Raw genomic sequence first — 12,549 nt, forward strand, 5'->3', positions numbered from 1 at the left:
TAAATATTTGAAAAAGAAAGTAAAACAAATACACTTCATTGGTATTGGTGGAATAGGTATGTGCGGGCTGGCTGAATATCTAATAGAAAAGGGATATAAAGTGACAGGAAGTGACATAGCTAAGACATTTATTACGGACAGATTAGTAAAAAAAGGAGCAAAGATTTATTATGTTCATAAAGCGGGTAATATAAATAATAAGACTGATTTAGTTGTTTATACATCTGCTTTAAAAAAAGATAATCCAGAATATAGGAAGGCAAAAATTAATGAAATAAAGACTATAAAAAGAGCGGCATTACTGGGCGATATAGTAAACAGCAAGTACCTTATAGCTGTATCCGGGACTCACGGAAAGACAACAACGACATCAATGATTGCAAAAATACTTATAGATACCGGATTTGATCCGACTGTATTTGTGGGCGGGAATTTAGATGTTTTGGGTGGTGCTTCATACAGGAAAGGTGAAAGTGGATTTGCAATAGTAGAAGCAGATGAGTATGATAGAAGTTTTTTAACTTTAAATCCTAATGTGATAATTATTAATAATATTGAATTGGATCATGTTGACATATACAGGAATGAAGATGCATTATTAAAATCATTTGCTAATTTTGTACTTAAAATAAAATCTAATGGCACATTTGTAATTAACTGGGATGACAGAAATATAAGAAGTCTATTCAAATCGAGCAAGAAGAAGAACGTTTTGAAATTTGGAATAAAATCTACGGGATTAGTTACGAAGGTAAGGAACAACAATTTTAAAACAGAATTCACTTATAAAAACAAGAAGATTAATCTAAAGGTGCTTGGAGAGCACAATGTTTATAATGCATTAGCAGCAATAAAAGTATCCAGCGTTGTATGCGATGATACAAAAGGTATTTTTAAAAGCATAAGCAATTTTAAAGGTGTAAAAAGAAGGCTTGAATTGAAGAGCAGCAGACAGTACAAGATCTTTGATGACTATGCACATCATCCTTCAGAAATAAAAGCAACATTACAAGCTTTAAAGGATAATGATGGGGGAAGAATATTAGTAGTGTTTCAACCGCATACATTTACACGAACAAATATGTTCTACAAGGAATTTGCTGAATCATTGAATATTGCCGATGTGGTTTATCTTTTACCGATATATCCAGCGAGAGAAAAAACAATAAAGGGCGTGAACTCGAGACTGATTTTAAGAATATTAGAAATAAAAGGATGTGAAAGTTATCTGTTTGAGAATAAGATTGCTCTTTTCAGACATCTGAAAAAATCTTTAAAGAGAAACGACAGGGTTGTATTTCAGGGAGCAGGAACAATATCGAATTACTGTGATGAATTCATAAAAAAGATTACGGTCAAATGAGTAAAGGCAGAATAATATTATTTATTGCTGCTTTATCAGCAATTACATTATTAATCATCATTCTTGCTAATAACTGGAGAAATAAAATTTATATAAGCAAGATTACGATAAAAGGAAACATAACCATCAGCGAGAGTGAAATACTGACGGCAGCAGGATTGAAGGTGGATTCAACAATAAACCTTGATGAATTAAATGAAATGTTCATACGAGACAGAGTTGCAAAACATCCGGAGATAAAGAAAGTAGTTGTGAGCAAGGAGCCTCCTTCTGAACTTATTATTGAGGTAATTGAGAAAAAACCAATTGCTATTGTTATTAAAAGCAATGAAATATATTTAATAGATGAAGAACAAGAAATATTTCCAATAAAGAATTACGATAAAGCATTTGATTTGCCAATAATAAACGGACTTGGGACTGATGACAGGAAAAATAAAACCGATATAAATGCAGCAATGAATTTTCTTAAAGCGGCTTATGAAAAGGGAAAATACATACAGAATCTTATATCTGAAGTGAATATGAAGGACAGTTCTAAGATAGTCGTAAAAACAAACGATAAATTAACATCATTTTATTTTAAAAGAGTTGATAAGAACACGAACGAATATTACAAACCTAAGCTGGAGCTTTTTAAAAGATTTATGGATTCGGAAATAACTTTAAGAAACTTGAATTGTGAATATGTTGATATGAGATTTTCTAATCAGATAATTGCAAAAATAAACTAAACAAATATGGTATCAAAAAGAAGTAAAAAATCGGATGACGAGATTATTGTTGGGCTCGATGTAGGTACGACAAAGATATGTGTCATTGTAGCACATAAAAAACCTAACGGAGCTGTAGATATTATTGGAATTGGGAAAGCACCGTCTAACGGTTTAAACAGAGGGATAGTTGTAAGTCCGCAGAAGACCATAGATTCAATTAAGATGGCACTGGATGAAGCAGAGCTCAATTCTGGTATTCCAATAAAGTCAGTTTCTGTTGGTATTGCAGGACATCATATAAGATGCATACAGACAAATACAATTATTGGGATACAGAATCCAGATAGAGTAATACAGGAAAGCGATATACAAAGACTTGTTGAACAGGCGAGTTTATTGAAAATCCCCAGTGATACACAGATAATTTCTGTGATACCGCAGGAATATAATATAGATGGTAAAGACGGCATTTTTGAGTCACCTATTGGAATGTATGGCGTAAGACTTGAGGCAAAAATGAACATAATAACATGTTTAGTTTCGTCTATAGATGATTTATCAAGTTGTGTTAATAACTGCGGTGTTGGTATAGATGATATTGTATTAGAGCCGATAGCATCATCACATGCAGTTCTTGAAGAGGGTGAGAAAAAAGTAGGTGTTGCAATGATAGATATAGGAGGCGGCACGACGGACATTGCAGTATTTAAAAGAGGAGCATTGAAATATACTGCCGGTATTGGAATAGCAGGCAGCCTTGTCACGAAGGATATATATGAAACGCTGGGAATATCCGAAGATGAAGCAGAAAGAATAAAAAGAGAGTACGGGTTCGCTTCTGTATCGGAAATATTAAACGATGATGAGATAATGATAGAATCAATAAGCAGAAAGATCCCTAAGAAAACAAGAAAGAGCATTTTAGCCAGAATAATTCAGGCAAGGATGCAGGATATATTTGAACTTGCGGCAATTGAACTGAAAAACTCACAAATATATGATGAATTACCTGCGGGTGTAATAATAACCGGTGGTGGTTCATTAATTAAAGGCACCAAAGAACTTGCTGAGCAAATATTAGGACTTGAGGTCAATCTTGGGTCACCGAGAGGATTATCAAGCGGACTATCAAAAGAAGTTGAAAGCCCGATATATGCAACAGGAGTTGGACTGATATTACACAGGGCAAAACAATTGAACACGTACGATAAAATATTAAAAAAGAGCAGAACAACAGGGAGACCGAAATTAACTGCAAAATCAATATTCAATACAGTGAGGAACTGGTTTGATGAACTTTAAAACAAGAAATTAAAGAATTTTAATAATACAAAATAAATGAAAGGGTAAATTAATGAGCATTCAATTATTACCACACGAGCTAAATGGCGCAAGGATAAAAGTAGTCGGCATAGGGGGTGGCGGCGGCAACATATTAAACTCGATGGTGGACAGAGGAATTGAGGGAGTAGAATTCATTGCAATAAATACTGATTCACAGGCACTGGACATTAGCAAGGCAGATGTGAAGATACAAATTGGCAAGACTATAACAAAAGGACTTGGTACAGGTGCCAACACAGCGCTTGGTGACAAGGCAGCAGAAGAAAGCCGGGAAGAAATAGGCAGAGCATTAGCGGGCAGTGATATGGTTTTTTTAACTGCCGGAATGGGCGGCGGTACAGGAACAGGAGCATCTCCGTTGATTGCAAAACTTGCGAAGAGTCTTGATATTCTTGTGGTTGCAATAGTAACAAAGCCGTTTGGTTTTGAGGGTAATCCGAGGATGCAGGCAGCACTGGATGGAATTGAAAAGTTAAAAAGGGAAGTGGACAGTTTAATTATAATTCCAAACCAGCGTATTCGTGAACTAATACATGAAAAGGCAACTAAGAATCAGGCGTTAGCACTTGCAAACATTGTTTTATATAATGCGACAAAGGGGATCTCACAGATTATTACAAAGACAGGCGAGATAAACGTTGACTTTGCCGATGTAAAGACGACGATGAAGAACACGGGCGACGCAATAATCGGAACAGGAATAGCGACCGGAGAAGGAAGAGCGATGAAAGCAGTTGGAGAGGCCTTGTCGAATCCAATACTTGAAAGCATTGATTTATCCGGAGCGAAGAACGTACTTGTTAACATAGCATCAGACGGAAATATTGGTTTTGATGAAATTGATATAATCAATAGTCAAGTACAAGATGCGGTTGGAGATAAAGCAAATTACATATTTGGATTAATGGATGATAAGGATATAGACGGAGAGGTTATGGTAACAGTTATTGCTACGGGATTTAAGAAAGAACAGATAGAGACGGCAATCGAAAATAATACGGATAACGAATACGGAAATGTGATTGGTATGGACAATTTAAAAACAGCGAGGGGAAGAATTGATGAAATGCCAGATGACATTAGAAAATTAGACATTCCCGCTATCACAAGAAGACAGCCGTCTGTAAAAGATATGCTTAATGATGATTTAAGCGAGAAGGAAACAAATTCATTTAAGCGGAGTATAAATAAGTACGGATTCCCCGACGAGGATCTAAAAAATGTTGATCCTCCAGCGTTCATGAGAAGGACGTTAGATTAATATTAGGTCATAAATTTTGAATATATTTGAGTGACTGTCTTGACTGCCGAAAAGACAGAATTGCAAGAAACGGAGCAATAGCTCCGTTTCTTTTTAGATTGAAAAAGTTCATTATTATAACAATCTTTAATTATTAATCAACAACTAAATATCATTACTATGAAAAACACAATAAAGATATTATTACTATTATTTGTATTATTAACACCTATATATATATACTCACAAGGCACTTACGGAGTTAATTTAGATACCGTAAAAGCACAAAAATTCGATAATGGAAAGATGTGGACTTTTGACTTTCCTCCACTGGATTATTTTCAATCGGAATACGGATTCAGACCTACACAAGAATGGCTTGATAATGTAAGAATGTCAGCATTGAGATTTGCTGATTACTGTTCAGCATCATTTGTCTCTGAAGACGGACTTGTAATGACCAACCACCATTGCGGCAGGGAATCTGTTTCACAAGTAGAGAAAGAGGGAGAAGACCTTCATAAAGAAGGTTTTTTAGCGATGAAAATTGAGGATGAGAGGAAAGTACCGGGATTGTTTGTAGATCAGCTAATAAAGATTATTGATGTTACAAAAGAGATGCAAACAGCGATAGATCAGGGAAAGGATATAGAAGAGAGAGATGATTTCAAGTTTAAAAAGACTACAGAAATTGAAAGCAGGTATAAAGAGGGAACAAGTGTTGTATGTCAGGTAGTTTCTCTATATAATGGAGGAGTATATTCAGCATACATATACAAAAGATACAACGACGTCAGGTTAGTATTTGCTCCAGAAGACAATGCAGGATTCTTCGGCGGAGATCCCGATAACTTTACTTATCCGAGGTACACCCTTGATTGCACGTTCTTCCGAGTGTATGACGAAGCGGGAAATCCATTAAAAGTAAATAACTTTTTCAGATGGAGCAGCAACGGGGCAGCACCAGGAGAGCCGATATTTGTTGTTGGAAATCCGGGCTCTACATCAAGACTTCTTACTGTTTCACAGCTTGAGTTTAAAAGAGATATAACAGACCCGTTAATACTTAATTATATAAATAATATTGTTGACAGTCTTTATAGAGTTTTAGCGGCTAATCCTGATAAGGAAAAAGAATTGAATAATGAGTTGTTTAACTATACGAACAGCCAGAAAGTATACAAGGGTACTCTGAAGGGACTAAATGACGGAGTGTTAATGGCAAGAAAAAAGGATTTCGAAAAGAATTTCATTAAAGCAGTTAACAGTAATGAGAAATTGAAAGCAAAATACGGAAACGTATGGAATGATATATCAGAATTAGTGAAACAAAAGAAAGAAATATTCGAAAAGAATAAAAGCGGGGATTTCAGGTCATTATACAGAAAACTTCAGGTATTTGGTGCTAAAGAGGAATATTATAATCAGATATTAGGGCGAGCTATATATGACGTTTACGGTACCAAGATACCACCGGATGCAACTTTCACTTTACGAATATCTGATGGCGTAATAAAGAGTTACGATTATAATGGAACAATAGCACCTCCTAACACGACGTTCTATGGCATGCTTGACAGGTATTATTCGTTTGACAAAAAGTATCCATGGGAAGTTCACAGTAGATGGCTTAATCCACCCGCGGATTTTGATTTAGGTACGCCATTTAACTTTATATCAACAAATGACATAATCGGGGGGAATTCAGGGAGTCCGATGATTAACAAGAATTCTGAAATAGTGGGGCTTATTTTTGACGGTAATATAGAGAGCATGCCGGGAGAGTTTATTTATTCGAGTGATGTACCGACGACAGTATCGGTTGATTCAAGAGGACTTCTTGAAGCAATAAACGATATGTACAATCTAAAGAGGATTGGTTCTGAGTTAGTAAACGGAAAGATAACAAACAACTAATTTCAAAATAATTAAATTTATTGATTATGCTTAAGAGAGTAATAAGAGTTTTAGTATTAATGTTAGTAGTATATTCGAGTACTTCGTACTCTCAATACTACGGTGTAAACCTTGATACAGTAAAGTCATCGAAGTATGATATGGGCAAGATGTGGACATTTGATTTTCCGCCTGTAGATTATTTCAACGAGACATACGGATTTAAGCCGACACAGGAATGGCTTGACCATGTACGTATGTCAGCAATTAGGTTTGCGACTTACTGTTCATCGTCGTTTGTATCCGGTGACGGGCTTGTTATGACAAACCATCACTGCGGTCGTGAATCTGTATCTCAAGTAGAAAAAGAAGGTGAAGACCTTCACAATATGGGGTTTCTTGCGATGAAACTTGAAGATGAGAGACCAGTACCGAATTTATTTGTTGATCAGTTAGTTAAAATCATAAACGTAACTGATGAGGTACAAACTGCAATTGAAACAGGAAAGACAAACGAAGAGAAGGTAGCGAACAAGAAAGTTAAGATACAAGAAATTGAGAAAAGAGTTGCTGCAGAGACCGGACTGAGATGTCAGGTGGTTACATTATTTAACGGTGCTGTGTATTCTGCTTATGTATATAAGAGATATACGGATGTGCGTTTAGTTATGGCACCTGAAGATCAGGCAGGATTCTTCGGTGGTGATTACGACAACTTCACATATCCGAGATATAATCTTGACATGACATTCTTCAGGGTTTATGGTGATGACGGTAAACCTTTGAAGACAGAGCATTATTATAAATGGAGTCCGGGAGGAGCAAAACCGGGAGAGCCGATATTTGTAGTAGGTAATCCAGGAAGAACAGAGAGACTTAACACATATTCACAGCTTGAAGTAGCAAGAGATTATACAAATCCTGATGTATTAGCAATGCTTGATATGCTTGTTAATACATATACTGATATCATTGCTAAAAATCCTGATAAAGGAAAGGAAATGAATAACACATTATTTTCGATGGCAAATTCTCAAAAGGTTTACAAAGGAATGGTAAAGGCATTAAATGATCCTGTACTAATGGCCAAGAAGAGACATTTCGAAAAGACTTTCCGAGCAGCAGTGGATGCTAACCCAACACTCAAGTCAAAATACGGTAAAGCATGGGATGAAATTTCGGATGCAAATACCGAACTGAAGAAAATGTATAACGAAATATATTCATATCAGAACAATCCAAGGATGTCGTCAGTTGAATTTAATGCTGCTGACAGACTTGTAACATCGGCACTTTCAAAGGAGACGTTAGAGCCGGCAAAACTTGAAGCACTTTATAAAAACTTTGATCCTGAGTTAAACAAGGCGTTAATGAATTTCAAACTTAATGCGATGCGGAAGAAACTCGGCAAAGACAATACTGCTTTAAAGATTTTCGAGAATCGAAATGCCGAGTCATTAGCCGGTACATCGGTACTTTCGACCAAGGATGGTGCATTGGGACTGCTTTCACAAGGACCTGATGCAATTTTGAAATCTAACGATCCATTTATTAAGTTTGCAATAGAAACTGCACCAAGATTTGCAGAATTGAAGAAAAAGAATGAAGAACTTCGGAATAAAATTTTAGTTAATAAAGAACTTATTGGAAGGGCAGCATTTGAAGTTTATGGTACATCGATACCGCCTGATGCAACGTTTACATTAAGGATTTCAGACGGTGTAATTAAGAGTTATAATTATAATGGGACAATCGCGCCTCCGAAGACTACCTTTTATGGATATTATGACAGGTACTATTCGTTTAATAAGCAGTATCCATGGACATTTTCAGAGAGATGGGAAAATCCACCTTCAGAATTTGATAAGTCAACACCTATAAACTTTATATCGACAAATGATATTATCGGAGGAAACTCAGGTAGTCCTGTAATAAATAAAGATGCGGAGATAATCGGTCTTGCTTTTGACGGCAACATTGAAAGCCTTGACGACAATTATATATATAATACAGATGTTCCTCATACTGTTTCGGTTGATTCAGAGGGTATGATTGAAGCAATTAAAGATCTCTACAAACTCGAAAGAATTGCGAAGGAGTTGAGAGAAGGAAAAATAACAGAATAAAGGATGAAGAATTTTTTAGAACTACTAAAGGATAAGATATTAGTTTTTGACGGTGCGACGGGTTCAACGTTGCAGACATACGGGCTTACAGCCGATGATTTCGGGGGGAAAGAACTTGAGGGATGCAACGAGTACCTTTGCAAGTCAAAACCGGAGGTAGTTACTAAACTTCACAGATATTTTCTTGAAGCAGGGGCGGACGTGATTGAGACTAATTCGTTCGGCTCTGCTTCAATAGTTTTAAATGAGTATAACATAGCCAATCTTGATTATGAACTATCATTGAAAGCGGCACAGCTTGCGAAGGCAGCTGCACTGGAGTTTTCCACTGATATAAAGCCGAGGTTTGTTGCGGGTTCGATAGGTCCGACGACAAAACTACCGTCATTGGGACACATTAGTTTTGATGATATGGAGGAGTCTTATTACAGGCAGATGAGCGGATTGTTTGACGGTGGAGTTGATATATTCTGTATTGAGACATGTCAGGATTTGCTTCAGATAAAGTGTGCACTATCAGCCGCTGACAGATTATTCCGTGAGAAGAAAAGAAAACTGCCAGTGATAGTATCTGTAACAGTTGAGACGATGGGCACGATGCTTATGGGAAGTGAGATTTCGGCTGCACTTACAACGCTTGAGCCATACGACATGATTGATATAATAGGGATGAACTGTGCAACGGGTCCGAAAGAGATGGAAGAGAACATCCGTTATCTTTGCCACAATTCACCGAAAAATGTATTCTGTATGCCGAATGCGGGAATTCCCGAGAACGTAAGCGGGAAGGCACATTATCATTTAACTCCTGAGGAAATGCAGAAATGGGCGAAACTTTTTGTGCGTGAGTTTGGAGTTAACGTGGTAGGGGGTTGCTGCGGAACAAATGCAAATCATATTAAACTTTTAAGCGAAGTTGCAGAGCAATACACACCGAAAGAAAGAAAATGGAATTACACTTCATCCGTATCTTCGCTGTTCAGTATTTCAACGATGACGATAGACCCTGCACCGATACTTGTCGGGGAACGGTGCAATGCAAACGGCTCGAAGCAGTTCAAACAGCTTCTTGAAAAGGAAGATTATGACGCGATGGTGAACATGGCAAAAGAGCAGATAAGAGAAGGGGCGCATATACTTGATGTGTGTGTTGCGTTTGTAGGCAGGGATGAAGTAAGGGATATGACTGAAGTGATAAAACGATTTAATACATCGGTAACGCTTCCGCTGATGATAGATTCTACTGAGGTTAATGTAATTGAGACTGCTTTAAAGCTATATGCGGGTCGAGCAATAATTAACTCGATTAATTTTGAAGAGGGGACTTTAAAGGCGGATAAAATACTTACGCTTGCAAAGAGATTTGGTGCTGCTGTTGTAGCTTTATCGATAGATGAAGAAGGGCAAGCTTATGACCTTGAGAAGAAGGTAGCAATTGCAAAGAGAATAAGAGACCATGCTGTGAAGGTACATAATTTCAGAGAAGAAGATTTAATATTTGATGCACTGACATTTCCGCTGGGTTCGGGTCAGGAAGATTTGCGCAAGAGCGGGTTGAACACGATTAATGCAATTCGCGAGATAAAGAAGATTATGCCAAAGTGCAAGACAATACTCGGGCTGAGCAACTGTTCATTCGGGTTGTATCCAAATATAAGACACGTGCTAAACTCAGTATTTCTGCATTATGCTATAGATGCAGGGCTTGATATGGTGATAGTACATGCAGGAAAGATAATGCCGTTGTATAAAATTGACGAAAGAGGAAGAGAGATATGCAGACAGTTAATTTTTGATGATAGAAAATTCGAAGAAGTTGAGAAATAGAGAAAAACACCTAATTATTGCATTTCTGTTTTATATTTATTAATAATTTATTGGCAAATCGTTAATTTCTGATTAAACTTTGGTTTTTTAGCAGAGTATCGCTGAGTTATTGAAATAGGTAAGAAATAGTCGAGAATAGACCAAGTTGATACTAATTACACCGTACTATAATCGTATAATTATCGTATTATTACCGTATTTTTATCGTGGATTATCTTTAAGATTTGTATTATCAGTAATTTATACTGTTATTAAGATAGAAATTAAACTAAACAGCATCTAAAATACTGATGATTAAGCAGTATTGGTACTATTTTCAAAATAGCATTATTTTTTGAGAAAGTCAAGAGAAAAGATCATAAAAACTCTGAAATAGCTACGGGTTTTAGTTTGTAAAATAAAGGACAAAGCCTAATTTACAAAATTATTTGAGAAGCACCATTCGCTTTACGCTAATAAAAGAACCGGTTTGGAGTTTACAGAAATAAACACTGCTTGTTAAATGCGAGCCGTCGAACGTTACTTCGTACGTTCCGGGTTTTAGTGATTCATTCACGAGTGTTTGAACTTCTTTCCCTTGTATATCATAGACTTTTAGCGAAATAAAACTAACAAAGGGCAACTGAAAACGAATAACTGACGTAGGATTAAAAGGATTCGGATAGTTTTGTGATAATGAATACTTTGAGGGAACCTCCATACTTATGTTATTTATTGATACAACACTATCCGGGTTTATGTAGGAGCGAACATTTAAAAATATTTGAGGCTGATTGCTTAATCGTAAATCTCTCCAAACATTAACAATTTTCTTATCAATTAAAAGAACATCTGAACCGCCTTTACTGCTATTAGGAAACTGTGTTGAAACAGGGAAATAACTTCCTATAAAATTATCATTATTATCAATTCTTAAATTGTTTATATAGCCGACGCTTCCATCGTAGCTTAGTAAAAATATTATGTTCCCAACTTCGTCATAGCTCACGAAAGCTTCATAAGCACCGTTACCAATAATTTTATTAATCCCAATTTTATTGCCACTGTTGTTGTATCTTTGATATTTAATTCTATCTACACCAGTACTATATGGAAATTCAGAAAAAGAAATCACATAATTCCCTGTTGAATCAATAGCAATGTCTGTTTGTGTTTGATTATTTAAAGTGTCAATATCAAACTCAATATCATTTACTTGTTGATTACTTCCAATCGGAGTACCGTTTGCAGAAAATAATTGACTGTAAATATCAAAATGGTTTGGTTTAGGTCCCGAACTCTCCCATGCTATTACAAATCCGCCATTTTGTTGAACTCCAATTGCCGGTTTCCCATAACTCGAATATTGATTCACTTTAACATTGTTACCAACTTTTACGCCATTTGAATCAACTATTTGGAAGAAGATGTCTTTGTGATAAGAAACAGGAGCAGTATAATCGAATGAAATAATGAATCTATTTAAATTATCTGTACCAATTCTTATGTTAGGGTCAAATCCTTTTATAGTATCGTTTAATTGAATTTCCTGTGAGATAGGGATACCATCTTTATTATATATTTTTAAAAGAATTAATGAGCCACTAGGACTTACAGAAACACCCCTCCAAACTATACCAAATGAGCCATCTTTTCTTACTGCAACATCCGAATTTATTGAACCACTTGTAGAATTAACCTTAAAATTATTTCCTATTCTATTGAAGCTACTATCAAATATTTGTGCGTACACATCTATTGGTGAATTAACCCCATTTTGCCATACGATAACAGAATATCTTTTTTTGTTTGAAGAAATTTTAGCGAAATATTTAGGTACTGATAATGCCGTATCAGTGTTTACTCTGAAATCATTTACAAGTTGGGCGAACAATGAATTAGATATGAAAACAATTGATATTAATACTATCAATTTCATACTAAGAATAATAAATTTATTAGCATACATATAGTTTATTATTTTTATTTATACAAATAATACTAGTTGTAAACATCTCTATTAAAGTACGTTAGAAAACAAACATTTAAAACAAATCA

General features: G+C 35.8%; 8 protein-coding genes. 7 read left to right on the top strand and 1 reads right to left on the bottom strand.

The features are described 5' to 3' along the window. The first annotated feature begins 7 nt into the window (after window positions 1-7). The 7 genes from murC (at window position 8) to WC644_08545 (ending at window position 10,512) form a co-directional block, all read left to right on the top strand. The gene (murC, locus tag WC644_08515) at window positions 8-1,363 is read left to right on the top strand and encodes a UDP-N-acetylmuramate--L-alanine ligase (GenBank protein MFA5011985.1); all 1,356 of its coding nucleotides are present in this window, start codon (window positions 8-10) and stop codon (window positions 1,361-1,363) included. Next, complete coding sequence (locus WC644_08520; protein MFA5011986.1) at window positions 1,360-2,097, top strand: FtsQ-type POTRA domain-containing protein; 738 nt, start codon at window positions 1,360-1,362, stop codon at window positions 2,095-2,097. Before murC ends, WC644_08520 begins: the two co-directional genes overlap by 4 nt. Before the next feature lie 6 nt (window positions 2,098-2,103). Next, complete coding sequence (gene ftsA / locus WC644_08525; GenBank protein MFA5011987.1) at window positions 2,104-3,381, top strand: cell division protein FtsA; 1,278 nt, start codon at window positions 2,104-2,106, stop codon at window positions 3,379-3,381. Between the two features lie 52 nt (window positions 3,382-3,433). Next, entirely contained in the window at window positions 3,434-4,684 is a 1,251-nt protein-coding gene (gene ftsZ / locus WC644_08530) for a cell division protein FtsZ (GenBank protein ID MFA5011988.1), read from the top strand. Window positions 4,685-4,843: 159 nt separating this feature from the next. Beyond that, window positions 4,844-6,580, top strand: coding sequence for a S46 family peptidase (locus tag WC644_08535; protein ID MFA5011989.1), 1,737 nt, complete (start codon window positions 4,844-4,846; stop codon window positions 6,578-6,580). A 26-nt stretch (window positions 6,581-6,606) separates the two neighbouring features. Then, window positions 6,607-8,685, top strand: coding sequence for a S46 family peptidase (locus WC644_08540; GenBank protein MFA5011990.1), 2,079 nt, complete (start codon window positions 6,607-6,609; stop codon window positions 8,683-8,685). A gap of 3 nt (window positions 8,686-8,688) precedes the next feature. Next, window positions 8,689-10,512, top strand: a complete 1,824-nt coding sequence (locus tag WC644_08545; GenBank protein MFA5011991.1) for a homocysteine S-methyltransferase family protein — start codon at window positions 8,689-8,691, stop codon at window positions 10,510-10,512. A gap of 424 nt (window positions 10,513-10,936) precedes the next feature. On the opposite strand, the gene WC644_08550 is transcribed toward WC644_08545, so the two are convergent. Further along, window positions 10,937-12,430, bottom strand: a complete 1,494-nt coding sequence (locus tag WC644_08550) for a T9SS type A sorting domain-containing protein (protein ID MFA5011992.1) — start codon at window positions 12,428-12,430, stop codon at window positions 10,937-10,939. Between the last annotated feature and the right edge of the window lie 119 nt (window positions 12,431-12,549).

This window comes from Ignavibacteria bacterium, from assembly GCA_041649015.1.
Classification (GTDB): Bacteria; Bacteroidota; Ignavibacteria; order Tepidaquicellales; family Tepidaquicellaceae; genus CAIKZJ01.

What these genes read in the sequence shown, in the direction of transcription:
- WC644_08545 (MFA5011991.1), top strand. Translation starts at nt 8,689, where the DNA reads ATGAAGAATTTTTTAGAACTACTAAAGGATAAGATATTAGTTTTTGAC.
- WC644_08550 (MFA5011992.1), bottom strand. Translation starts at nt 12,430, where the DNA reads ATGAAATTGATAGTATTAATATCAATTGTTTTCATATCTAATTCATTG.
- ftsZ (MFA5011988.1), top strand. Translation starts at nt 3,434, where the DNA reads ATGAGCATTCAATTATTACCACACGAGCTAAATGGCGCAAGGATAAAA.
- WC644_08540 (MFA5011990.1), top strand. Translation starts at nt 6,607, where the DNA reads ATGCTTAAGAGAGTAATAAGAGTTTTAGTATTAATGTTAGTAGTATAT.
- WC644_08535 (MFA5011989.1), top strand. Translation starts at nt 4,844, where the DNA reads ATGAAAAACACAATAAAGATATTATTACTATTATTTGTATTATTAACA.
- WC644_08520 (MFA5011986.1), top strand. Translation starts at nt 1,360, where the DNA reads ATGAGTAAAGGCAGAATAATATTATTTATTGCTGCTTTATCAGCAATT.
- ftsA (MFA5011987.1), top strand. Translation starts at nt 2,104, where the DNA reads ATGGTATCAAAAAGAAGTAAAAAATCGGATGACGAGATTATTGTTGGG.